Origin of the sequence: Rhizobium sp. K102, from assembly GCF_022385315.1 — a bacterium.
Taxonomy (GTDB): domain Bacteria; phylum Pseudomonadota; class Alphaproteobacteria; order Rhizobiales; family Rhizobiaceae; genus Rhizobium; species Rhizobium croatiense.
On sequence record NZ_CP092432.1, the window covers coordinates 359,737 to 383,364 of the forward strand.

15 protein-coding genes and 9 pseudogenes are annotated in these 23,628 nt (G+C 55.0%); 12 read left to right on the forward strand and 12 right to left on the reverse strand.

Annotated elements, in window-relative coordinates; all coding sequences use genetic code 11:
- Positions 1–103: 103 nt before the first annotated feature.
- The 3 pseudogenes from nifD to MHI61_RS01750 all read right to left on the reverse strand — a co-directional run bounded on the left by nifD (position 104) and on the right by MHI61_RS01750 (position 3,801).
- Positions 104–1,605 (reverse strand): annotated as a pseudogene (gene nifD / locus MHI61_RS01740) (nitrogenase molybdenum-iron protein alpha chain).
- Positions 1,606–1,712: 107 nt separating this feature from the next.
- A pseudogene (nifH, locus tag MHI61_RS01745) lies at positions 1,713–2,607 on the reverse strand (nitrogenase iron protein).
- Positions 2,608–2,857: 250 nt separating this feature from the next.
- Positions 2,858–3,801, reverse strand: a pseudogene (locus MHI61_RS01750) (IS630 family transposase).
- A gap of 308 nt (positions 3,802–4,109) precedes the next feature.
- Here MHI61_RS01750 and MHI61_RS01755 point away from each other — a divergent pair.
- Positions 4,110–4,490: pseudogene (locus MHI61_RS01755) on the forward strand (GDP-mannose 4,6-dehydratase); the annotation flags it as partial.
- Positions 4,491–4,900: 410 nt separating this feature from the next.
- On the opposite strand, the gene nodA reads toward MHI61_RS01755, so the two are convergent.
- Complete coding sequence (gene nodA / locus MHI61_RS01760) at positions 4,901–5,488, reverse strand: nodulation N-acyltransferase NodA (RefSeq protein ID WP_004679687.1); 588 nt, start codon at positions 5,486–5,488, stop codon at positions 4,901–4,903.
- 664 nt (positions 5,489–6,152) lie between these two features.
- Between nodA and MHI61_RS01765 the strand changes: the two are divergent.
- Positions 6,153–6,361: pseudogene (locus MHI61_RS01765) on the forward strand (insulinase family protein); the annotation flags it as partial.
- 64 nt (positions 6,362–6,425) lie between these two features.
- The gene (locus MHI61_RS01770) at positions 6,426–7,340 is read left to right on the forward strand and encodes a hypothetical protein (RefSeq protein WP_010034735.1); all 915 of its coding nucleotides are present in this window, start codon (positions 6,426–6,428) and stop codon (positions 7,338–7,340) included.
- A 300-nt stretch (positions 7,341–7,640) separates the two neighbouring features.
- Here MHI61_RS01770 and MHI61_RS01775 read toward each other — a convergent pair.
- Positions 7,641–8,743 (reverse strand): IS3-like element ISRel21 family transposase gene (locus MHI61_RS01775; RefSeq protein ID WP_085994809.1). Its coding sequence is split into 2 segments (ribosomal slippage): positions 7,641–8,482 and positions 8,482–8,743, totalling 1,104 coding nucleotides; the frame shifts between segments, so codons are not numbered across the junction.
- 763 nt (positions 8,744–9,506) lie between these two features.
- Here MHI61_RS01775 and MHI61_RS01780 point away from each other — a divergent pair.
- The 4 genes from MHI61_RS01780 (at position 9,507) to MHI61_RS01795 (ending at position 13,551) form a co-directional block, all read left to right on the forward strand.
- Positions 9,507–10,793, forward strand: coding sequence for a SidA/IucD/PvdA family monooxygenase (locus MHI61_RS01780; RefSeq protein ID WP_010009012.1), 1,287 nt, complete (start codon positions 9,507–9,509; stop codon positions 10,791–10,793).
- An 81-nt stretch (positions 10,794–10,874) separates the two neighbouring features.
- Positions 10,875–11,654 (forward strand): phytanoyl-CoA dioxygenase family protein, encoded by a 780-nt coding sequence (locus tag MHI61_RS01785; protein ID WP_239789235.1) that lies wholly within the window; start codon positions 10,875–10,877, stop codon positions 11,652–11,654.
- Between the two features lie 21 nt (positions 11,655–11,675).
- Entirely contained in the window at positions 11,676–12,005 is a 330-nt protein-coding gene (locus MHI61_RS01790; RefSeq protein WP_004677772.1) for a cupin domain-containing protein, read from the forward strand.
- A gap of 1 nt (position 12,006) precedes the next feature.
- Positions 12,007–13,551 (forward strand): class I tRNA ligase family protein, encoded by a 1,545-nt coding sequence (locus tag MHI61_RS01795; RefSeq protein WP_239789236.1) that lies wholly within the window; start codon positions 12,007–12,009, stop codon positions 13,549–13,551.
- 155 nt (positions 13,552–13,706) lie between these two features.
- Here the strand turns inward: MHI61_RS01795 and MHI61_RS01800 are convergent.
- Positions 13,707–13,876 (reverse strand): annotated as a pseudogene (locus MHI61_RS01800) (IS3 family transposase); the annotation flags it as partial.
- A gap of 384 nt (positions 13,877–14,260) precedes the next feature.
- On the opposite strand from MHI61_RS01800, the pseudogene nodD2 reads away from it, so the two are divergent.
- Positions 14,261–15,216 (forward strand): annotated as a pseudogene (gene nodD2, locus MHI61_RS01805) (transcriptional regulator NodD2).
- On the opposite strand, the gene MHI61_RS01810 reads toward nodD2, so the two are convergent.
- The 3 genes from MHI61_RS01810 to MHI61_RS01820 all read right to left on the reverse strand — a co-directional run bounded on the left by MHI61_RS01810 (position 15,196) and on the right by MHI61_RS01820 (position 17,710).
- Positions 15,196–15,543, reverse strand: coding sequence for a hypothetical protein (locus MHI61_RS01810; protein WP_012489591.1), 348 nt, complete (start codon positions 15,541–15,543; stop codon positions 15,196–15,198). The pseudogene nodD2 and the gene MHI61_RS01810 overlap by 21 nt on opposite strands.
- An 81-nt stretch (positions 15,544–15,624) precedes the next feature.
- Positions 15,625–16,533: a transcriptional regulator NodD3 gene (gene nodD3, locus MHI61_RS01815; protein ID WP_004677763.1), complete on the reverse strand. Its 909-nt coding sequence runs from the start codon at positions 16,531–16,533 to the stop codon at positions 15,625–15,627.
- 151 nt (positions 16,534–16,684) lie between these two features.
- Positions 16,685–17,710: an LLM class flavin-dependent oxidoreductase gene (locus MHI61_RS01820; protein ID WP_011053483.1), complete on the reverse strand. Its 1,026-nt coding sequence runs from the start codon at positions 17,708–17,710 to the stop codon at positions 16,685–16,687.
- A gap of 900 nt (positions 17,711–18,610) precedes the next feature.
- Here MHI61_RS01820 and MHI61_RS01825 point away from each other — a divergent pair.
- Positions 18,611–19,355, forward strand: a pseudogene (locus tag MHI61_RS01825) (transposase); the annotation flags it as partial.
- 155 nt (positions 19,356–19,510) lie between these two features.
- On the opposite strand, the gene MHI61_RS01830 reads toward MHI61_RS01825, so the two are convergent.
- Together MHI61_RS01830 and MHI61_RS01835 are read right to left on the reverse strand one after the other, a co-directional pair.
- Positions 19,511–20,032, reverse strand: coding sequence for a YbaK/EbsC family protein (locus tag MHI61_RS01830; protein ID WP_004677747.1), 522 nt, complete (start codon positions 20,030–20,032; stop codon positions 19,511–19,513).
- A gap of 85 nt (positions 20,033–20,117) precedes the next feature.
- Complete coding sequence (locus tag MHI61_RS01835) at positions 20,118–20,813, reverse strand: DUF6875 domain-containing protein (RefSeq protein ID WP_004677746.1); 696 nt, start codon at positions 20,811–20,813, stop codon at positions 20,118–20,120.
- Positions 20,814–21,234: 421 nt separating this feature from the next.
- Between MHI61_RS01835 and MHI61_RS01840 the strand changes: the two genes are divergently transcribed.
- Entirely contained in the window at positions 21,235–21,711 is a 477-nt protein-coding gene (locus MHI61_RS01840; protein ID WP_239789237.1) for a hypothetical protein, read from the forward strand.
- A 397-nt stretch (positions 21,712–22,108) separates the two neighbouring features.
- On the opposite strand, the pseudogene MHI61_RS01845 reads toward MHI61_RS01840, so the two are convergent.
- Positions 22,109–22,768 (reverse strand): annotated as a pseudogene (locus MHI61_RS01845) (IS3-like element ISRel21 family transposase); the annotation flags it as partial.
- 79 nt (positions 22,769–22,847) lie between these two features.
- Between MHI61_RS01845 and MHI61_RS01850 the strand changes: the two are divergent.
- Both MHI61_RS01850 and tnpB read left to right on the forward strand, forming a co-directional pair.
- Positions 22,848–23,258, forward strand: coding sequence for a transposase (locus MHI61_RS01850; protein ID WP_029875829.1), 411 nt, complete (start codon positions 22,848–22,850; stop codon positions 23,256–23,258).
- A complete protein-coding gene (gene tnpB, locus MHI61_RS01855; protein ID WP_008536947.1) occupies positions 23,255–23,602 on the forward strand; it encodes an IS66 family insertion sequence element accessory protein TnpB in 348 nt (115 codons plus the stop codon). The genes MHI61_RS01850 and tnpB overlap by 4 nt, the downstream gene beginning before the upstream one ends.
- Positions 23,603–23,628 lie beyond the last annotated feature (26 nt).

Below are 23,628 nucleotides of genomic sequence, written 5' to 3' on the forward strand. Positions count from 1 at the left end.
TCGCGCCGCACCGGTGGCGGCAATGGGATGTCATCTGTCACGAGTGCGGATCAAGTCCGATAGGAAGAGCCTGGCCTGCCCCTTCCCAAGACAGGCCAGGCTCTCATTCGGCCGCAACCGCCTCAGCTGGCGCGGCCTCTTTTTTCCAGGGGACGTCGTAGAGATCCCACACCGGATTATTGATGGCCAGATCCATGTCGCGGGCGAATATGGCGAAGCCGTCATAGCCGTGATACGGGCCGGAATAATCCCAGGAGTGCATCTGGCGGAAGGGGATGCCCATCTTCTGCACCGGATACTTCTCTTTAATGCCGGACCCAACAAGGTCGGGGCGGATGCCTTCGATGAACTTTTCCAGCTCGTAACCGGTCACGTCGTCATAGATCAGCGTACCCTTGTTCACATAATGGCCGGTGCGCTGATAGTCGTCGTTGTGGGCGAACTCGTAGCCGGTGCCGACGATCCGCATGCCGAGGTCCTCATAGGCCGTGATGACGTGGCGAGGACGCAGGCCGCCGACATAGAGCATCACCGTCTTGCCTTCGAGGCGCGGCCGGTACTTGTCGACGACAGCATCGACCAGGGGCCGGTACTTGGTGATGACAGCCTCGGTCTTGTCGACGATTTCCGGACCGAAGTGCTTGGCTATTTCGCGCAGGGAGGTTTCGATCTGGGACGGACCAAAGAAATTGTATTCCATCCACGGGATGCCGTATTTTTCCTCCATGTGCCGACAGATGTAGTTCATCGAGCGGTAGCAGTGGATGAGGTTCAGCTTGGCCTTTGGCGCGCGCTCGACCTCAGCGAGCGTGGCATCACCCGACCAGTTGCCGACCACGCGCAGCCCCACCTCCTCCAATAGAATGCGCGTAGCCCACGCGTCGCCACCGATATTGTAGTCGCCGACGACGTTGACATCGTAAGGGCCGGTCTCAAACTCGACTTCGTTCTTGTCGAAAACCCAGTCACGGATGGCGTCGTTGGCGATGTGGTGGCCGAGCGATTGCGAGACGCCGCGGAAGCCCTCGCAGCGTACCGGCACGATCGTCTTTTCGTGCTCCTTGGCCTTCTTGCGCGACACCGCCTCAATGTCGTCGCCAATCAGCCCGATCGGGCATTCCGACTGCACGCTGATGCCGTTGTTGAGGGGAAAAGCTCCTCGATCTCGTCGATGACCTGTTCAAGCTTCTTGTCGCCGCCGAACACGATGTCCTTTTCCTGGAAGTCTGAGGTGAACTGCAGCGTCACGAACGTGTCGATGCCCGTCAGGCCGACGTAGTAGTTGCGGCGTTGCGACCAGGAATAATGACCGCAACCGACCGGCCCGTGCGAGATGTGGACCATGTCCTTGACCGGCCCCCATACCACGCCTTTGGAACCGGCATAGGCGCAGCCGCGGATCGTCATCACGCCCGGAATGGACTTGATGTTCGATTTGACGTCGCATTCGGAAAGGGCCTTCGGCTCATCGCCAGGCTCGTCGCCGCTCGTTGCGACGCTGAGGTGCTTCTTGCGGCGCTTCGCCGCCTTGTCTGGATATTGCGCTAATACTTCCGCAATGAGCTGTTCATGCAAAACGCTGTCATTCTCGTAATCAAGGCTCATGGGCCCCTGCCCCCTTTCAAGGTTCGGGTTAGGTCGTCGTCGCCGAAGCGGCTTTCTTGGAAGGACGCGCTGGCGCAAGGGCCAGCGCGTCCTGTCGACAGCGGCAGTTATTGAGCCGCAACCACCGCTGACTCCTTGGCCTGTAGTTCGGCCAGCATCTGCTCGTCGCTCTTCATGATGCCGAAGTCGAGCAGCATGTCTTCGAGCTCTTCCATGGTAATCGGGGTCGGAATGGTCCCTTGGCCCGAATTGGCATGGATCTTCTCGGCTAGCGCCCGATATTCCCCGGCCTGCTTGGAGTTCCGGCGCGTACTGGATCACCGTCATCTTCCTGAGCTCGGCGTGCTGGACGATGTTGTCACGCGGCACAAAGTGGATGAGCTTGGAATTGAGCCTGGCAGCCAGCGCCTCGGAGAGGTCGAGCTCGCGGTCCGTCTGGCGCTCGTTACAGATCAGGCCGCCGAGCCGCACGCCGCCGGAATGGGCATATTTCAGGATGCCCTTGGCGATGTTGTTGGCGGCATAGAGCGCCATCATCTCGCCGGACATCACGATGTAGATCTCCTGGGCCTTGTTCTCACGGATCGGCATCGCAAAGCCACCGCACACCACATCGCCGAGCACGTCATAGGAGACGTAGTCGACATCGTCATATGCACCGTTCTCTTCAAGGAAATTGATCGAGGTGATGACGCCGCGCCCGGCGCAGCCGACGCCCGGTTCCGGACCGCCGGACTCCACGCACTTGATGCCTTTGTAGCCGGCCTTGAGCACGTCCTCGAGCTCAAGGTCTTCCACCGAACCTTCCTGCGCTGCCAGATGCAGAACCGTGTCCTGTGCTTTGGCGTTCAGGATCAGCCGGGTGGAGTTGGCTTTCGGGTCGCATCCGACGATCAGGATCTTCTGCCCGAGGTCGACAAGCGCTGCGAGCGTATTTTGGGAGGTGGTGGACTTGCCGATCCCCCCTTTGCCGTAAAATGCGATTTGACGCAAATCTGACATATCGCCTTCCTTCTTTCGTTCCATCCATCGCTGAGTAAAAGGCAGGCAGCTCGCGCCGCCTCGCATGGCAATCTTCAAAACCCGTGCCATGTGGGCCGATCGAGCCAAAGGAAAGATCCTTTTGTTGGGTTTCAGAAAGTTACTCCGAACCACCACAGGAAACTGCCAAACAAACCTAATGTCGCCGATCAGACAAAGCCGACAGACGGTGTCGTGATGGCATCACTTGCACCGCTAGAGCAAATCCTGCTCAATCTGGGTCATATCCAGCGGCCTTAAGGTAGTTTGCGCATTCTGCCGCAGTGAAGCGAGGTATCAAGGCCCCGACCGCATCCCATAGAGCATCGATCTTTCGCTCGGCTCGGCCTCGCAACATGGCTTTCAGCTTCGAGAATGCGTTCTCGATTGGATTGAAGTCCGGACTATAGGGCGGCAGGAACATGAGCTTGGCGCCGGCACGTTCGATGGCATCGCGGACACCGGCTATCTTGTGTGCAGGCAGGTTATCCATAATGACGACGTCGCCGATCTCCAGGGGCGGCACCAGCACCTGTTCGACATACGCAAGGAAGACGTTGCCGTTCATCGCGCCATCGTAGACGAATGGGGCGGTCATTCCGCTGAGGCGCAACGCACCGGTGAAAGTCGTTGTTTTCCAATGGCCGTGCGGCACGCCGGCACGGCAAACGCTCACCTCGCAATGGACGTCCGCGCAGACGTGACATCTTGGTCGAGAGGCCGGTTTCGTCGATGAAGATCAGTTTCTCCGGATCGAGGTCCAATTGACCATCGAACCAGGCGCGCCGGCGCTTCAGGACGTCCGGTCGGTCCTGCTCCAGTGCGTGTGCGGTCTTTTTTTAAAGGTCCACCCACGGCCTCGAAGCCAGGCGCCAAGTGCGCTGCGGCTGATCTTCACCTGCCGCTCGACGGACAAGCGCTCAACCATCTCATCGAGCGTCACATCCCTACGCTCGTTGATCAACGCGACAACGAATTCCTCGTGTGCATCCACTGCCGAAGGTCGTCTCCAGCTCTGTGGCAGAGCAGTTAACTCACCCTCTTTCGCTCTTCAATCCAGCGGATCGCCGTCGAAATCCCAACTCCGAAACGAGCCGCAGCCTGTCGAGCCGACATGCCCGCCGCAGACGCTTTCAAAACCCGTATTAGGAGATCATCGCTCAGGGCCTGTCCCATCATCCACCTCTCCGCTGTGGATGTTGAATCAGCTTCGGTCGCTCTCGTCACCTCACAATCGATTCATCAATCGCAGGACATGTCTAGGTCGACCGCGCGCCAGCGCGACCGCGACCATCAGCAGGACAAAGAGCTTTGAAAACAGGAGACAATCGCACATCCCTGTAGCCAAGAGAGAAATGGCGTATCGCACGGGAGACGCTGCGAGCGCCCAGTGATAGAGCTTCGCCTTGTGGCTGAACAAGCCAACTTCGATCGCGCAGGCCCGCCGCGCCCGACAGCTGGCCAAAAACAGCGCCAGGAGCTACGACTGGGGCCACGCACGTGAGTATGTCGAGGGCATGTCGCGCATGCTGCAGCAGGACAAACCGGATGGCCACGTCTTGGCGACCGGCGAGACGACGAGTGTCGGCCAATTTCTCGAGCGGGCTTTTGCCGACTTGAACATTACTTTGGAATGGAAGGCGTCCGGCGTCGACTGGCTACGACTCCGCGTCCGGTGCCTGCCTTGTTGAAGTCGATCCTCGATACCTCCGCCCGACGGAAGTTGATCTTCTGCCGGTGATCCGACCAAGGCCCGCCAGAAGCTGGGCTGGCAACACAAGGCCCCGGTTCAGGAGCTCGTCGCCGAGATGGTGCGCGAGGATGTCAAGCACTGGAAGGCCCTGAACAGCCGGGAAGAGCTCTGAGTGTACGACTTGTCCAACAAGAAGATCTGGGTTGTCGGCCATCGCAGTATGGTCGGCAGTGCGCTTGTGCGCAGGCTCCGATGCCGTGCTCTGCGGCAGTGGCGTCAGTTAGCGGGTCGAACGAGGAGCGCGGATCGTGAACCCGCGAGCGCGCAAAAATACGGCATTAGCCGATGATGTTCATACTTCCACCAGGTGCCCGGATTGCGGTACCGAGGCTTCGGGGCATATGTTCCTGATGGTCCTGCTTGTCTCGAATATCTCACGCTTGACGTCTAAGCGTTCGCAGATCGAAAGGTGCGGGATGTGTCATCGTGTGGGTCGGTCCGTCATCGAGGGTTAAATAGACGCACCGATCACTGGGCCGCCACCGTCTCTTCGGATAACTTCAGCTATGGGACCATGCTCTTTCATAGCTCAGGGCCATTCCGCTCGATCAAGGTCCCCGATGGCCAATCACTCATTGAGCATCCTATTGGGAATACTACCAAAATTACGTTTTCACAGCGCGTCGGCGGGAGGTTGAGATAAACATCGGCAAGGGTGGATCGCACGCGTACCCCTTCCAAAACCGTCGCAAGACCATTTCGGCAGAGCCTGAGAACAAGGTTGCGCAACGCCTGCCGAACACCGCCGAACGCAAACCGAACGCCAAGTTGCTGCAGCACTGGGTAAACAATGCGCATCGAATTAATGCCGTACCCCTCAAGATCTGGACGCACGCCCCACAATCCAAGCTCGCATACGAGTAGATCGACCTCGCCAACCCGAACGAAACGACGCAACAACCCCATGTGAGCGGCCACACCGTGCGCATCATAGCCTATTACGCGAAGCTCGGGCCTAGCTCCTGACCAACTACGAGCACCTTCGAATGGAAGGGCGTTGTAAGCTCCAGTTGGCCCATAGGTCTTCCGAAAGAAATCTGCGAGCTCCGTGTGGTCAGAGAGCTCCAACTCGTTTTCCCAGCACACTTTCCACCGCACCTGAGGGCTCATACCTAAACCTCCACTTAATACTCTGTCCAGGCGTCGACAGAGCAACTACTTGATACGCACTCGTTGGGGCGCTTCTAATGGCACTGGTATAAGCTGGTGAAATCATTTGTTTGGATGGAACTCATCCGTCCAATGGATGCGTTCCAATCAATCGGCCTGCCATCGGCTGCCGACGCCAGATGAAGCGGCCGGGCTCCAACTTCTTCGTGAACATGCCGCCTTGTCCATCATGCTGGATCATCTTGATCAGGCATCCAGGACATTGAACTGAAAAGTTGACCATGACTGAGAGGCTCGCTACTCAGGCAGAAGCAAGCCAAAGACGTTTTCGGCGATAATCAGGCAAATTGTCGAGATCACATTAGAACCCTCGGCGGAACCGGGCTGGTCTATCCCGGCGTCGAAAGTCGTCGAACGACCCGACCTGGCGGAGGGGTTTTTTCGGAATGTTCGGTTTGCGACAGTCTGATTCCACACAAAATGGGACGCGGCGATAGGCAGCAGCATTCTCCTGTTGAATCTGAAAGGGGTTCCCCTCGCAAAACGCCCTGGTTCGCTTTGGCTATCGCAGCCCATGGACCGGCACGCTGGGTATCGGCGAAGATTGCCAGAGGACATACTTGCCTGGCGATCCCGACCTCGGGAGAAGATGATGGGTACAGGAATGGATTCGCAGATCAGTGCGTTTCCGGTGCAAGCTTTTAGGACCCCGGACACAGCAAACGCCTCCCAGGACTGGCGAGGCGGCCGCGAGATCGCAATTTTCTCCTAGATAACGGTATGAGGTGATCGTCATACCCTGGTCACCGGATGCCGATCGTCACGCACATGGTCTGGTACAGAGCCGGCGGCGCCGATGAGCCCCCGAGGAAATACTTAGTGACTGGCACGGTTGTTGCGTCGTCTCACGAAAGACAGCCGTTAACGAGAGGTCACGATGATGGATGTATGCTCGATGGGGATGGTGTTGTGCGGTGGGTACCTTCTTGCTGCATCCGCAGGCAGACTCGGCGGCGCTGAGAATGTCTTATCTGACTCGCCTTTGTCCGCGGCTGATGTATCGAGTTTCGAGACTTTCATAGTTCGCAGCCCACCGACATCACTCAATCTGGATCCATTTTATGCCAAATATGCTGACGCAGCGGGCATACCTATTATTTCGTCAAACAAGGTTCCAGACACGGCACTATTGATCTCACGTGACATTGTCCTCTACATGTTGTCAGAACGCCGTGATGTCCGCGATGCTTTAATCCAGGCTGGAGCGCGGGTGGGCGTCATGGCAATTGACGAGACGACGACTGATATTCCCGAGCAGCGGGATTGGAAGAAGCCTCTTCCCGATGATCCACGTCTCACCCCTGACGAGCGGCGGGATTACGCCAACACGATCGGCAAGATGACTGCCCGAGACTACTGGGCACAAAGGGCGCGCGGCATGGGCGGGCTCTACACGACGGGAGCTGTGGAGAATTTGATGGGCGTGCCGGGCACGCGGTATTACGGCGGGAACATTCTTGTTCACGAATTCTCACATAATATTTTCAACGCGCTGCGCACGGTAGATCCTGATCTCGTTGCACGAGTTGAACGTGCCTATTCGCACGCCTACGAGAAAGGCCTCTGGGCGTGTTCCTATATGGAGAACAACGTCGATGAGTATTGGGCCGAGGGCACGCGATTTTGGTTCAATACGAACTTGGCTTACAGCCGAGGCAATCTCACCATTGCCACATCAGAAGATTTCGAGGCTCACGATCCAAGCCTCTATAATATCATGGCCGAAGTCTACCGCCATGACCACCACATTCTGGCGGATGTCTATTACCGGCATTCGGCGAAGTCGCAGTAATGTCCTTTGGTATTGACTGCCGGCCTCATGCTGCAATCCCGCTGGAGACCCGAACTATCGCTGATCGTCCGTAATTTGTCAGAGCCAGCCATAAATTTGAGTTTCCGTTCAATTGAAGCGCCCATGTTGTTCCCACGGGTGCATACCAAGTACTTCGTGGCCGCTGGAATTGGCTCCTTGTGCAACATCGAGACCAAATGACCTGCCACTGAATTTTCATCCGGCGGCGATTAGAGCCTCGGCGGTCTTGAAACGCTCCCAAACGTTGGACCACCGGATGCTAGAGTTTTCCGGCTTCATTCAGGGAGGCGGGCTGGTTGCGCCTCCCGAATTCACCAACGAGATCGGCACCTTGTTGCCGATCGCACCATGAGGTCTTTCCTCATTGTAGTATCTACGCCAATCCTCCATCTTTTCGCGGGCATCCGCAAGGGTCAGGAACCAATGCTGGTTCAGGCATTCTGCACGGAAGCGGCCATTGAACGCTTCGATGAAAGCATTATCAGTCGGCTTGCCGGGGCGTGAGAAGTCCAACGTCACACCCTTGGAATAGGCCCACAGGTCCAAGTCGCGCGACACGAACTCGGTCCCTTGGTCGACACGGATCGTTTTCGGATAGCCGGCTTTTTGGCACACCCGTTCAAGGGTTTGCACAACGTCTTCGCCTCTATAGCTATGACGTGGATCAAGCACCGGCACGTAGCGCGAGAAGGTGTCGACCACCGTCAGCACGCGCAGTTTCTTACCCGTTGCGAGTTGGTCGTGAACGAAGTCCATCGCCCAGACGTCGTTGGGTCCGACGGCCATGTGCCGATCCTCGCGAAGCTTGGCTTTTACCCCCCGCTTCGGTGTCTTGTTCCGCAACTGTAGCCCCAAGTCCCTGTAAATGCGGTAGGTTCGCTTGATGTTGGTGCCCCAACCCTCGCGTTCCAACAGCACATGCACGCGGCGATAGCCGTACCGCACACGGATCTCGCAGATCTCGCGAATACGACGTTCCAGACCGGCCTGATCAGCACGGCGAGAGGTATAGTGGTGAGTTGATCGATCGAAGTTCAACGCTCCACAAGCACGTCGGATCGAGATCGCCCAATCGCAGCACATGCCTTTCACCATCTCCCGCTTCCGAGCAGGCCTTAGAGCTTTCGGCGGATGACATCCTGCAACATCTCGCGGTCCAGCGTCAGATCCGCGACGATCTTCTTCAGGCGCGAATTCTCGTCCTCGAGCTGTTTCAGCCTCTTCATCTCCGGTGGCAGCATGCCCGCGTATTTTTTCTTCCAGTTGAAATAAGTCGCCTGGCTGATCCCCGCCTTCCTGCAGATTTCAGCAACCGACACGCCTTCATCACCTTGCTTCAGAATGAACGCCTTCTGAGCGTCCGAAAACTGCGACGCTTTCATCGTCTTCTGGTCCCTTTCCCAGCCAGGAAAATGCACCGGAAAACTCTAACCAAAATTGGTCCAGTTTGAAGGGTTCAGATCAGCATCAGCCGCAACTTTCTACCAGCGCCGTCGCTTATCCGATCCGACGACCATGTCTATTTTGTGGGGGAGAACGGTGTTGCCGGTGGTCATGTTGGCGATCGGTGCTTGTACGTTCGCAGGCCTGTCCACGTTTTAAAGCATATATGCCGAAACGCGCGGACTCTCACCGAATGTCTTCTTTCTGACATTCACCGTCACGACTGTCACATTGCGATTCTCCGTCGCGGGTATGATCGGTAAGTTGCCGCTTGGGCGCCTAGCACTCACCCTCTTCGTGACGACACTGATTGGGATCGGACTTTTGGTTTTGAACCCGGGAAGCGAGCTGCTGTACGTCGTCGCCACCGTTCTCTTTGCGATAGGCTACGGTCTCACTTATTCGACCTTGAATGCGATGGTGGTGAACCTCGCTGGCGAACGTGGTCTGTCAATCTCAACGGCCTCCCAAGTCTTTACACTCGCTTATTTTCGTGGGTTCGTTCGAATTCCCGTATCTCGGTGGCACATTAATTGCTGTTTATGGCATCGACGTTGCCATGCTCGTGATGGCGGGTCTGGTCGCTCTCAACATCGCAATCGCCAGTCAGACATTGTGGAGGGCGGTGTAGGAGACAGACGTCCTTCATAATGATTTCCGTATCGCTGCCCACGTGCCCGCCCAACCAAAGGAAGTGTGTTTATGCAAGTGCTGGATCTCATCGGTATAGGCATCGGACCCTTTAATCTTAGTCTTGCAGCACTCGCGTGTCCGACGCCGCTGCGCACTGCCTTTTTCGAAAAGGAAAGCGGCTTCGATTGGCATCCTGGGCTGCTGCTGCCCAACAGTCGCCTGCAGGTATCTCCGCTGAAGGACTGTGTGACACTTGCAGATCCGACCAGTCCGTTTTCGTTTCTCAACTACCTCGCGGTGCATGGACGGCTGTACAGCTTCGTAAACCGGTGCGACGCGACCACGTCGCGAAGAGAGTTCACACAGTATTTCCAATGGGTTGCGCATCAGTTGCCACAACTCCGGTTTGGGGAGGAGGTTACCGACGTAACCAGATTAGACGAGGGTTACCGCGTGACGACGACTCGAGATCACTACCATGCACGCTCAGTTGCGATTGGCGTCGGTGTCGTTGCAACAATTCCCGAATGCGCCAAACCTTGGCTGGGCGAGAAGGTCTACCATGTGGCGAGCTATCTGGATCGGCCACAAATCGACATCGGTGAACGCGTATTAGTCGTTGGTGGGGGGCAGAGCGGTGCGGAGGTTGTTGAACACCTATTGGGCAGTCCGGGTATCGGTAAAATTACATGGGTGACGTCACGCGGGAACCTGTTCACGAGGGATGACAGCTCTTTTATCAACGTGTCATACACGCCGTCTTACAGCCAGCGCTTTCATTCGCTGCCACTTAAAAAACGTCGCACTATTGTCGACGACGAAAAACTCACCAGTGACGGCATTTCAGCAGAATTGAGCAACCGCATTTACGAAACTATCTATCACCGCAGCGCGACTGGCAATATTGACGATGTCATTCAACTGCTACCCGCAGTCGTCATGAAGGAGTTGTCTCCTCATGCGGACGGTTGGCACGCGCTGTTGGCTTCGCACGGCACCTGTCAGCGACCGACTGTAGTGGCTGATCGGGTCGTACTCGCCACCGGTTTCGAGCCTCGCCCGCTAGCGTTTATCGATCGCCTATTGGCTTCCGCTTCTATGGAAGGCGGTCTGCCGGTCGTGAAGGACGATTACTCCGTTCAATTCGAGGACAACGCCCCCGGCCAGGTATATCTGCAAAACCGATCCCCAGTCCAAAGTGGCTTGCAGAGTGTGAATCTATCGCTCGTCGCCTACCGAAACGGTCGCATCATCAATAGCCTGCTTCGGCGTGAATACTATCTGAACGTCCCAGATCGGCCGATCCTTGGGTGCCTAGGTTTACTTCCCGCTCAAGAGACACAAAACGCAAGATAACACTCCAGTGCAGTGCAGCTCGGGGCGCCTGCTCACGACGCAGCTTTACCAGGCGGCTTTAAATCTAAAAAGGAGTTACACATGTTAACCAAAGAACAAAAATCAACATGGGATGACGTTGGATACATTAGGATTGAGTCATTTCTCGATCTAGAAAGCCGAGATAAACTTTCAGCTCTTGTGGCTGATGTTTCGTGCTGGGAGACAAGTGAAGACAAATGGCTGATATGGTTCGAAAAAACAACTGTCGGTAGGAGGATCATTTCGAAGGTCGAGAACTTCCTCGAATTTAACGCCCCCGTGCGTGATTTACTGCTGGCTGACCACCGTATCGAGTTGATCGTCGAAGAGTTACTGGGGGAAGATGCCCGCATGCTCAAAGAGTTGCTGATCTTTAAGTACTCCGACAGCGGCGGCTATCGCCCGCATCAGGACATCTACCATATCCCACATAAGCTACCAGACCGGATGGTGCACGCGATTGTTGCAATAGGCATCGACGATTCCGGCCCAGACAACGGAGGGCTTTTCTTCAGCCCCGGGAACCACAAAAAGGGCGTGTTCCCAATGGACGCCGGCGGCGTAATGTACCCCGAGGTCGCGGACAGGCTGGCCTGGGAGCCCGTAACGTGGAAGGCCGGTGACATTTTCATCTTTGACGACTATGCCCCACATTACTCAAAGCCCAACAAAAGTGAAAATTCTCGAAGGGTGATTTATCTCGTGTTCCAGCGTGCCTCAACTGGTGGGCCAACGAGGGCCGAATACAACAAACTGAAACGCGCCTACAACCCTCCCGAGGGCAAGGTCTCCAACATCGACGAGCTCAAGCCGCCGAACGGCATTTTCTATCGCGATTGAAGGCAGAGGACAGAGGCAAACATGTATACGAAACAGATCGACCGCTCAATCATGCGCCAGGAGTATGGCGTTCTGGTGTGCCGGTTACTTGAGCATCTACCGCAGGCAGTCGCAACGGCTTTCGGCACATCGATTGTGGAGGTGGTACCTGGCGATGCGGTCGATCTTCATTCGCACCCAGAGCACGAACTCTGGGTATTGATCTCGGGCAGCGGCGTGTTTCAATCCGATGGAGAAACCTCCGCAGTCAGTGGGGACACGATGGTCTATATAGCGCCGCACCAAAAACACGCGATCAAAAATAGCAGCCCTCAAACCAGCTTAAAGTTCCTTTCGATATGGTGGGATTGAATTGAGAGCAAACCAACATACTTTTTTTGCCTGCTCGGCGCCGCCGTGCCCGAACGGCAAGCTGCATCTTGGGCATATAGGTGGCGTGTACCTTCTCGCCGACGTGTTCGTACGCTACCACCGCATGGTAGGCAACGCGGCCTATCACGTGACAGGTGCGGACGAACATGGCACTTACACGCTGGTGAAAGCCCGAAAGCTTGGCAGGCCGGTTGATGACGTCGCACACATGCACATTGAAGAAATTCTGCAGTGTCTGCGGTCAGTTGATATTGAACCGGACGTATTTGTAAGGACTTCAAGCGAAGACCACAAAGACCGCAGCTTGGCGATCTACGACCAACTAAGAGCGTCCGGCTACGTTGAGCTGCGCGACGGAGAGCAACTGTATTGCGGGACGTGCGAAGAGTTCGCCGCAAACTCACTCGCGGTCGGAGAGTGTCCAGCTTGTAACGCGCCAACAGATAGTAACCTTTGCGAAGATTGCGGCTCGGCGCTGCAACACAATCTACTACGCAACCCGATTCACACGACATGCGGCCAGAGCCTTATCTTGCGCCCGATTCGACAGGTTCATTTTGAGCTTGAAAAATTTGCTCCGGGGCTCGATCACGCCATTGAGGCGAGCGGATGGCCGGAATCCATAAAGCGCAAAGAACTTGACTGGCTACGGTCAAAACTGATGGCATTGCCGATGTCGCGGCATTTCGACCGTGGTGTGACTTTGAACTCCCCGGTGGAGGTGGCAGGCCAAACTTTAATGACTTGGTTTGAAGGATTGTGGTGCTATGAGACAGGAATCGAACGCCTCTGCAAGCAAAATGGCGCAGATCTCGATGACACTATGCGCAACGCGAGCACGAGACTCGTATTCTTCATGGGTCAGGATAACCGGTTTTATTACACGATCGGCGTTACTGCTAGTTTGTTCTCGCGCGGTTATGCGATTCCATACAACCATGCAATTCAGGACTTTTATAAGCTCGAAGGCGCGAAATTTTCTACTAGCCGTGACCACGCTGTGTGGGCTGACGAGGTGGCAGCAGATATCGACACGAACGTGCTGCGCTACTATTTGGCTAGCATCGCCAAGCCATTTGGCGCAAACGACAACGATTTTCTGATCGAGGGGCTGCTTCAGACCGCGGCTAGAATTCGTGCTTTCGAAACGGCTTTGCGCAAGTACGCCGGATGTAACGAGACGCTGACGGCCGACAAGCTGACAGTCGAGCAGAACCACAATGTTAAACGATATTCCGAAGCGGTGCAGGACTTGCGCGTCTGGGATGCCATGGACGCCATAGACGCCTTTTTCGACGTTGCGTCTTTTTCAAGGGCAGATACCTCAGTCAGCGCAGCGGAAGTTTCCGTATTTCTAAGCCTTCTTAATCCTGTGACCCCGATGCTTGCGGCGCGGTATGGTGCTTTCTTTTCGGAGCCGGATGGCGGCCGGGGCTCGATGGCGGCACTATCCGGCCAAGCACCGGCTTACGCAAACCGGTTGATTTCCCATTGTTTAGCGACCCGATTCCGGAAGCCTTCATAGAGGCTTATGAAAGACGATTTAGGCAAGTCCGGCCGAATTCTTAGCTTTTAATGACGGCAACCGCTTTGACGATCCCGAGGCGAGTAACGCGGACGCCGACCGGATGACGGCATCTCGATAGCGGAGAACGCAAGGCGGCAGTCGGGCGACCTACTTCGTTCCGAAAGGCCCACGACGGCTTTCTGGCGTGCGACGGCGTCGCGCTTGGCGGCGGGCCTTTCTATTTTTTAAGGAGCTCGGGAAGTGGGGCCGTATCCAGGATCTGCTCGGCGAGCAGTCTCTTCAGTGTGGCGTTCTCTTCCTCAAGCGCCTTCAGGCGCGTTGATCTTTTCATCACAAATTACTGGCACGCCACCAATATCTTGAACATGCTTCCAAACAGAAGGAGCCCGCCAGTCGATAGCCAGCGTACGGCAAAGCCTCTCCGGTATCGCGATATGATGAACCTACTTCCGCCCATCCGTTCACTAGCATTTCATGTCGCTCGGTGACGCCGCTCCACATCGCCTATTGCTAAGGTGCCATTCGATATTTAAAGTGGATTATCTGCAACTATAACGTCTATCGTAACTATGCGGCCTACTTAATTGATCACCAAACTAACCTAAGCCTTTTTGACGAACCTTCATTGGATCTATGCTGGAAGGTTCTGTACTGGAAAAATCGATTGTTTGGATATAAAATATCCGTTGTTTGGATGTGACTAAAGATGCGTTTCAAGGGCCTTGATCTAAACCTGCTCGTTGCATTGGATGCGCTCACGACCGAGCGCAACCTAACGGCTGCCGCACGTAGTATCAATCTAAGTCAACCAGCAATGAGTGCCGCCATTGGTAGGCTTCGGGACTATTTCCGCGACGAATTGTTTACAATGAATGGTCGAGAACTTCGGCTGACGCCCCGTGCCGAAGGACTTGCCTCGGCAGTGCGTGAAACTCTCTTGCAGGTACAATGCTCAATCATCTCTTGGGAGCCGTTTAACCCGTCGAAGTCTGACAGATGCTTTAGAATAGTTCTGTCCGATTTCATGATGCTGATATACTTCAATAAAATCATTGAGCGAGTTGCTCGAGAAGCGCCCGCAGTCAGCTTTGAGTTGCTGCCTTTGGATAGTGATCCGTACGAGATGCTTAGCCGCGGTGACGTCGACTTCCTCATCGTGCCTGAATTTTTCTCTCGGGCGCACACCCGAGTGCAAAACTGTTCACAGAGAAGTTTGTATGTGTAGCCTGTTCGACAAATGTGGACCTACCTTCAGCGCTGACGATCGAGCAATATGTCTCCACGGGACACGTCGCTGCCGCGTTTGGGCGCTTTTTGAAGCCATCGGTCGAGGGCTGGTTCTTGCTCGAGAATGGTATTCAGAGGCGGGTGGAGGTCGTCGTGCAAGGGTTTAGCTTAATACCACCAGTCCTGCGTGGCACGAACCGCATAGCTAACCTACCGCTTCGCTTAGTCGAGCATTACGAAAGTACTTTCCCTTTGCGGATCATCAACCTTCCGTTACCGCTCCCCGTCTTCACAGAAGCTGTTCAATGGCCAGCGCTCCATAATGCCGATCCAGGGAGCATCTGGTTCAGGGAGATATTGGTTGAGGAAGCTTCCCGTATGATGTCCTCCAACGCACCTAAAATACATGGGTTGCTACAACAATCCGGTTCCTGACCAAGGTTCCTGCTTGAGTAAGATCCGCCCGAGCCCGAATAAGTTCAACAGCCACCAAAGAGGCTTTTCAAAGGTATCCATCCGGGGAAGGCCGCTGACCTTGCCCCCAAGTTTTATCCAGTTTTGAGTTCGCTCCGACGGTTTTGGGTTGCTGTATTTGCGGCGGTAGCGGCGGGTTGCGGTGCGGAGCAATTGTGGTCCCCCAGCACCCTTCGATTTGCCGCCGAAGGTGCTAGACAGCACGTCGCGCAATCGTCCGAAGGGCGGCCGATCGGCGACGGGCGTAGCGCTCAGCTTCGTCGATAAAATGGCCTGCGGGTCACTCACAGGTGGTGCCGTCTTCAGCTAATCGGCCGCGTCGCGGGTCGTCGCTCCCAATGCAGCCCAGCTTCCTAGGTTTCAGGATGGTCACGGCAATCGCGCTGCCTCCTGAACCATTATATCTCGCATCCAGATATTTGCCGGATCTTTGTCGTGAAGTACCGGCCATTGGACTGCCTCGGTGAATGTCGGCAGCGCTATCGGGGGCGCAGTCATCCGCAATGGTATCGTGTCCTCAAAAAGCCCAACTAGTCGTAACGGAACGGTTGCGATGCGATCGGTGCCCATTAGGGCGGCGGGGATCATGCTAAAGCTTGAAACAACGACTTCGACCCGCCTCTTGAGGCCATGCTCCTGCAAGAAGCAATCTTCTATGGTAGGCTGCTGCGTCCGACCGAACCTAACTACCGCGTGCCCCATTGAAGAATACTCCTCGGCAGTAAGGGCTTCCTCAAGTTGTTTGTTATTACTGCAGCCGACGCAAGTCAGTCGTTCCTGAAATAGATCTATCTTAGGGTGCGCGCTCGACATGAATAGCGGTGGGCTAATAAGGAAGTCTACGTCGCCGCGTCGCAAAAGCTCGTCTGGATTGTCAGTAAGAGGCAGCAAGTCAAAACTAATGCCGGGTGCTTCCCGCGCAAGACGCTCCAGTATCTTCTGAAAAAGAACAACTGTAACGAAATCGCATAAGCTTACTCGGAAATGACGATCTGATTGATCAGGAGTAAATTTATCCCAGGGTATGATATTGAGCCGAATATGCTGTAAAGCCTCACGAATCGCAGGCGCGAGGTCTTCCGCACGCGGAGTTGGAACGAACTCACGACCACGCATCGTAAATAGTTCATCGCGGAAATAGGAGCGGAGCCGGCGGACAGCTGCACTCATTGCGGGCTGGCTCAGATTAATGCTACGTGCCGCCGCAGTAAGGTTGCGCTCAATCATTAGTGCATCGAGCGCGACAAGGAGATTTAGATCGAGGCCCTTAAATCGCATATCTTTTAACTATCCAATAGTGCAGCCCATTCCACAATGGCTGTTCCTACGGCGATGGCTGAATTCGCCTTGACGCTCCTCAATCGATTTGAGGGCGCGGCCACAGAGACTTAATCTCTGTGATCGGAAAGCAACCTGAGGCCAGTCCAGATTAAGCCATAACTCCAGAGTGAACGCTCGTTGCAGTGTAATAGGAAGCCTCCAATGGCAAATCACCAAACGCCAGCTGGCAAAGAAGATAATTAGCACCTGCTTCCTCGACATGATCGAGAAGATCTTGCCTAACTGAAGCAGCAGTACCAACTACGCACAACTGACAGTCTACTGCTGCATCAAAATCCGGCGGGAGGTTCTGAGGAGTCTGTATCCCGTTAATCTCGTACAGAAACCTAAAGCTCCGAAGCCACCGTTGATAAGCCGGGGCCGCGAGCGAAATGGCATGCTTCGTCGTGCTGCCGGCCACCACCATTCGGACCAACCCAAGGAACGGCGCCCGTTTCCTGCCCCCGGCGGTACGTCTCTCGTGTGCTCGGTAGGCATCAGTGATCTGGCGAACAGCAGAAGCAGGGCCCCCGCAGGCAAGATTTGTATCGTTCTCAGCCGCCCAGCGCGCAACCTCAGGACGACTGGTTGTAATCCATCTCGGAGGCTGAGGACGTTGGTGTGGCCGCAACATCAACGGGACTTTGTCTAGTTCAAAGTGGTCGCCTTTGTAGGAAAGAGCCTGAGCTCCTTCCTTCATCGCTTGGATGACGATCTCGCTGGCTTCGAGATAGCGCGATGTCGCCACCTCCTCATCAATACCGAAAAAGCTCCATTCGATTGGTAAGGAGCCGCGCCCCATGCCCAACTCGAGCCTGCCACCGCTCAGATGATCCAGCATGCAAATTTCTTCAAACGCACGTAACGGATGATAAAGATTCAACAGCATAACCAAAGGACCGAGACGAAGATGCTGCGTGCGCTGAGCTACGCTTGCTAGAAATAGATTCGGCGAAGGTCCTCTGCCGTGGGGAGTACAGTGGTGCTCTGCGACGTGATATCCATAAAAGCCAAGGCGATCGCAGACCTCTGCCAACTTCATCCGATCTTCATACTGGCGCCCAATCTCCCTTCCGTCTTCGTCCAAATGGTCGAAGATACCAACCATCAGCTTTGCGGGAAGAGAGTTTGTCATTTAAATGTCTCCAAGTTTGGCGGCGAATTTTCGGTGACCAAGACCGGAGGGTGGCCCCGATGTCTTTCGCCAGGAATCATCGAAAAGCTGCTGGTTCTAAAAAACGATGCTGACGCCGATGAGCTAATCATAATGCTCACGTTGAAATGACATTGAATCATTCGTATTCATGTATGACTTCGCGGTGGGTAACACCCCATCTCGCATACCCACAGCTCCGTTCACTTTTGAGAAGCCAAGGATTGGCAAGATCGGATAGTGGTTGTTCAGCTTTTGTGGCGACCCAAATGTGTTAAAGCTGGTATTCGGTTTAATGCGACGAGGCTCCTGCAGTAGGCGAAGAAAGGACCCAGAGCTATGTCTCGGCGCTTGATTGGCAGACGAGAGCGCCTTCTGCAGTTCCACGTTGGCCATGTTCGTCTCCATTTACCGGCCAGGTCTGTGACCTTGCCCTCGGCTGCTCTCGGTGGAGCAACATCATGGGGTCCCCAATTCATAATCGAGGTGTTTAATAACATCCCATGGCTTCGTAAAATTGATTGTTTGTATGGCATTGATCCACCAGGTGAATAACCAGGAATCTTCACCGTCAAAGGGTTGCTGATCGAACTAGCATACGGTCGACCCAGGCGAGATCACGGCCCCTTCCGAAGGTGGAAGGATCAGGAGCCAGTGCGGTTTTGGCCGCAGCGCAACAGCGCCGATACCAGAAATAGATGTGACGCAGTTGGCTTCCGCGTCTTTCGTGCACGCTGTTATATGTCCTTAACATTCCCCATCTTAACTTCATAGGATCACAGGTTTTACGATAGGGAAATTGCTCTCAACCCTTCAAACTGGACCAATTTTGGTTAGAGTTTTCCGGTGCATTTTCCTGGCTGGGAAAAGGAACGGAACACGATGAAGGCATCGCAGTTTTCGGACGCTCAGAAGGCGTTCATTTTGAAGCAGGGTGATGAGGGCGTCTCGATCGCGGAGATTTGTCGCAAGGCGGGGATCAGTCAGACGACTTACTTCAACTGGAAGAAAAAGTACGCCGGCATGTTGCCGCCAGAGATGAAGAGGCGCAAGCAGCTTGAGGACGGGAATTCGCGATTGAAGAAGATCGTCGCGGATCTGACGTTGGACCGTGAGATGCTGCAGGACGCCATCCGCCGAAAGCTCTAAGGCCTGAGGGGTAGCGGGAGGTGGTGTCATGTGCCGCGATTGGGCGATCTCGATCCGGCGTGCCTGTGGCGCGTTGAACTTCGATCGGTCGACCGATCACTACATCTCTCGCCGCGCCGAGGCCGGTCTAGACCTGTAAGCGCGGGTGCGCTACGGCTATCGTCGCGTGCATGTGCTTTTGGAACGCGAGGGTTGGGGCACCAACATCAAGCGAACCTATCGCATTTACAGGGACTTGGGACTGCAGCTGCGGAATAAGACTCGGAAGCGCCGTGTTAAGGCGAAACTTCGCGAGGATCGGCAAATGGCTGTCGGACCAAATGACGTGTGGGCGATGGACTTCGTGCACGACCAGCTCGCAACCGGAAAGAAACTGCGGGTCCTGACGGTGGTCGCCACCTTCTCACGCTATGTTCCCGCGCTTGATCCGCCTCACAGCTATCGAGGTGAAGATGTCGTGCAGACGTTGGGACGGGTGTGACGATTTTCGTTATAGTGCGCACTATGAGTCCGATTACGCAACATACGTATTGAACCCTCATTCTCTAATCGAGGCGCCGTTACGTGGAACCGCATTTCCTTTCCCGAAGAAATAACCTACCTCACGGCATCTCTATGAAAGGTGACGAGGCGTTAGGTTTGACTGGCCCGTCCACGCGTCTGTAACGGCTGCCCGATCTTCCAAAGCATGCTTGTGTCGATCTCAAGCTCGACTCCAACCTTGCCCGCACCTGTGACTACGGTAGGATAAGAAAAAAGGGCGGTGTCGATCAGTACAGCGATCTTCTGGAGACCGAATGGTGATACGCTTCCTGACGGGTAGCCGAAGAGATCGAGTACCTGTTCTTTCTGAGCAAGCTCGGCTCGTTTCCATCCATACGTGCCAGCAACCGCTTTCATGTCAATCTTTGAAGGTGATGGCAGCAAAACGGCACAAAGGTGGCGCGCAGGATGAGACCGGCGCATCACATCGTTCGCTTTCTGCTCGGCAATAATCATCGTCTTTGCAACGCGCCCCACGGGAACGCCGATAGCAGAGGCTAAATCGGAAGGAGATGTAATAGGGGTGGCGAACTCACTATAGCGCCACAATCGTACCGTCGACGCTCCGATCTGGTGCAGTTCAGCAAGTACGTTCGGATGAACGTCCAACATAGTCGTTTCCTTCCGGTTCACCTGGTAGGACGATCGAGGATAGCTGTTTCAGCGACTGCGAGTACAGCCCTCTTGCGAGTAAGTTTCAGGCGGTTCGCTCCAAAAGCTGCCTAATGCGGCGGCGACCCTCGTTCCCAAAAATACTGAAGTAAGCCTCCAGGCACTTATCGCTATCGAGCATGAAAGGAGCATCATATTTGGTGATATGCCGAATAGCCAAGGCTGGAACCGTTGTGTCGAGCGGTCGAAACATCCTGTTGTGCAAACCGGGCTCCGGGCAACCTGGATAAAATTCACCGATCATGAAACCTTCCTGAATGAAGTCGGGCTTCAGCCGTTTTTGCAGTTGACCAATCCTGATGATCTCTCCTTCATCCTGTATTCCAGGAAGGGCAATGATAATGGCCTTATAGATCCAGTCGCCCGTTCGATCGTTGAAGGACTTTACGGGTTTCATCTGGCTGAAGACGGCGAGCATACGCGCCAAATCGTTTTCGATTTCGTCAACTGCAACAGCTTGCGACGCGGCAACCCGTAAAAGCCCCTTCGTCAGAGCCTCGGGAACGAAAGGGCAAACGCTCCCGTCCCGACCTAAATGAGGATGTGGATTGGAGAGGAATTCTGAGGCATACCGAGCAAATTTCTGAAGAGCTGCGTTTGCATACTCATCATAGGCGTTGTATCCCGCATCAATATTCTTTTCCAGAATTTCGCCCACTGTCATCAATGGACCAATCGTCCCGAAAGGTTGGCTGTAATCTTTCCAAATCTCTTTATTCATTTCGGATCCCTGGTTCGAAAAGCCACGTGCAAAACGGAAGGTCGGGCTCTTGCATGCCAGCTCGGGCGGCGGGCGAGCTGGTCGGGGGCCAATCAAGAGACCGACCTTCCATCGGAAGCGAAGCTCCCGAATTTTTGATAGCACTCGTAGTTACACTTGTGTAACTGTTTTTTTAAATGGATGTGAAAACAAGAGCGGGGGCTCGTGCACGATGAAGGTTAGTCTCACGACCGCCCGCAAATTCTTATATTCGTCGTAGTTATGAAGACATACATATGATAAATGTCGCCGCGATGGGATCCGGTAACAGGCTTTGGGTGAAAACAGAACGACCCATTGCGCAGAGGCGTGGCCGTGACGAAGACAACACGAAGAAAAATATATACGCCAGAACAGATCGACGTCGGCGTAAAGCATAAGCTTGAGAAAATTCGACTCGTTTTTGTCAGATCTCTTTAGCGAAAATTCCGAAGAAAAACTATTCCTGAGGAATATTCTTGGATTGATGCTTAAAGTATATCATATGGACGCCAATAACAAACCCATGACGAAGATGCAGGCGTGTCGCTATCTGCCTTTCAAAAACCAGACTGTTTGCCAAAAGTATGTCGAGGCAGCGCATTTGCGTGGGTTCATCGACATCACTCGGGATAAAACGGACAAACGGCGTCTGATTGTTGTTCCAAAGGAGCCGTTGGTTGTCTATGTCAATGAATATATAGCTGACTTCCTTGATGACTGCCGTAGAGCGATTGACAGTGCCGCTCAAGTAGCTACGCTTCCTGAGGAAGGGATGGCAACGGCAAGTTCTTCATCTATTGATAAATCGCCAGCGTCTTCTGGGGCACCTGTGGGTTCCTCTCAAAAGAGAGTCGATCGAAAAGCCAGGAAATTTTAGCGAGTTTTATTGTGGGAAAGCAAAAGTAAGAAGCCGGTCTCGCGCGCGTTTATCCTTTCATCAATCAAATGTTTCCTCCGTAAACAAGCTTCATCGAGGTAACCCGCTTCGCTTAACCGGCCTGACGGCCGGTGCAGGCGCTGCTAGGGGGAGCGGCTGTATCGTCGTTTCGGCCAAGAAACTGCGCGGGAAGTTCGGCGGCATCCTCAGCCTTATCACCTTGGCATTTACGCTATCTTTTTAGGCGAGGCGGAAACCGCTGACGCGGTCCTCCATCTCTTGGTCGAGACAGTGTGACCTGCCACTGAATTTTCATCCGGCGTCTGACCTGCCACTGAGAATTTCTGAACCGCTCCCAAACGTTGGACCACCGGATGCTAGAGTTTTCCGGCTTCATTCAGGGAGGCGGGCTGGTTGCGCCTCCCGAATTCACCAACGAGATCGGCACCTTGTTGCCGATCGCACCATGAGGTCTTTCCTCATTGTAGTATCTACGCCAATCCTCCATCTTTTCGCGGGCATCCGCAAGGGTCAGGAACCAATGCTGGTTCAGGCATTCTGCACGGAAGCGGCCATTGAACGCTTCGATGAAAGCATTATCAGTCGGCTTGCCGGGGCGTGAGAAGTCCAACGTCACACCCTTGGAATAGGCCCACAGGTCCAAGTCGCGCGACACGAACTCGGTCCCTTGGTCGACACGGATCGTTTTCGGATAGCCGGCTTTTTGGCACACCCGTTCAAGGGTTTGCACAACGTCTTCGCCTCTATAGCTATGACGTGGATCAAGCACCGGCACGTAGCGCGAGAAGGTGTCGACCACCGTCAGCACGCGCAGTTTCTTACCCGTTGCGAGTTGGTCGTGAACGAAGTCCATCGCCCAGACGTCGTTGGGTCCGACGGCCATGTGCCGATCCTCGCGAAGCTTGGCTTTTACCCCCCGCTTCGGTGTCTTGTTCCGCAACTGTAGCCCCAAGTCCCTGTAAATGCGGTAGGTTCGCTTGATGTTGGTGCCCCAACCCTCGCGTTCCAACAGCACATGCACGCGGCGATAGCCGTACGTAAGCGCCCGGTGAGGGCCGTCTTGCGAGGTTGAGACGAACATCGGAAGTCCTAGTGCAAACACTAGGAGTAGTCCTATGACGAAGCATCCGATTGAAGTGATCACGTCTGTCGAGCGCCGACGGCGCTGGTCTCGGGAAGACAAAGAGCGGCTTGTTGCGGCCTGCTTTGAGCCAGATGCGGTGCTTTCCGAGATTGCCCGTGCGGCCGGTATCCATGTCAGCCAGCTTTTCCGTTGGCGCAAGGAGCTTTGCCAAATCGAGGAGCCGAAGACGGAAACGGCGAGCACGTTGGTGCCGGTGATCCTATCCGAGGCCGCGCCTCCAGCCACGCCCATTCCCTCGGGGCCGCCTGCCCCATCGCAGTCCCGCCGGAAGCGTAGCGATGTGACGATTGAGCTGGGTCGGGGCCGTCGTATTCGCGTGGACAGCGACATCGATACCGAGGCGCTGGGCCGTATTCTCGATGTCGTGCTGGAACGGAGATGATCCCGGTTCCGAGTGGTGTGAAGGTCTGGCTGGCGACAGGCCATACGGACATGCGCAAAGGCTTCCCCGGCCTATCGCTGATGGTGCAGGAGACGCTGAAGCGCGATCCGATGTGCGGACACCTGTTCGTGTTCCGCGGTCGCGGTGGTGGCCTGATCAAGGTCATCTGGCATGACGGCCAGGGAGCCTGCCTGTTTACGAAGAAGCTTGAACGCGGACGCTTCGTCTGGCCGTCGGCGGCAGATGGATCGGTGGTGATCACACCGGCGCAGCTCGGTTATCTGCTGGAAGGTATAGACTGGCGGATGCCGCAAAAAACCTGGCGACCGACGTCGGCAGGATGAGCAAAAGCACTGGAATGGCTGGGTCG

Excerpts from the sequence above, each read along its gene's own strand:
- MHI61_RS01830 (WP_004677747.1), bottom strand. The coding sequence starts at position 20,032 with ATGTTGGACGTTCATCCGAACGTACTTGCTGAACTGCACCAGATCGGA.
- MHI61_RS01820 (WP_011053483.1), bottom strand. The coding sequence starts at position 17,710 with ATGACAAACTCTCTTCCCGCAAAGCTGATGGTTGGTATCTTCGACCAT.
- MHI61_RS01785 (WP_239789235.1), top strand. The coding sequence starts at position 10,875 with ATGTTAACCAAAGAACAAAAATCAACATGGGATGACGTTGGATACATT.
- MHI61_RS01835 (WP_004677746.1), bottom strand. The coding sequence starts at position 20,813 with ATGAATAAAGAGATTTGGAAAGATTACAGCCAACCTTTCGGGACGATT.
- MHI61_RS01780 (WP_010009012.1), top strand. The coding sequence starts at position 9,507 with ATGCAAGTGCTGGATCTCATCGGTATAGGCATCGGACCCTTTAATCTT.
- tnpB (WP_008536947.1), top strand. The coding sequence starts at position 23,255 with ATGATCCCGGTTCCGAGTGGTGTGAAGGTCTGGCTGGCGACAGGCCAT.
- MHI61_RS01770 (WP_010034735.1), top strand. The coding sequence starts at position 6,426 with ATGATGGATGTATGCTCGATGGGGATGGTGTTGTGCGGTGGGTACCTT.
- MHI61_RS01850 (WP_029875829.1), top strand. The coding sequence starts at position 22,848 with ATGACGAAGCATCCGATTGAAGTGATCACGTCTGTCGAGCGCCGACGG.
- MHI61_RS01790 (WP_004677772.1), top strand. The coding sequence starts at position 11,676 with ATGTATACGAAACAGATCGACCGCTCAATCATGCGCCAGGAGTATGGC.
- nodD3 (WP_004677763.1), bottom strand. The coding sequence starts at position 16,533 with ATGCGATTTAAGGGCCTCGATCTAAATCTCCTTGTCGCGCTCGATGCA.
- nodA (WP_004679687.1), bottom strand. The coding sequence starts at position 5,488 with ATGAGCCCTCAGGTGCGGTGGAAAGTGTGCTGGGAAAACGAGTTGGAG.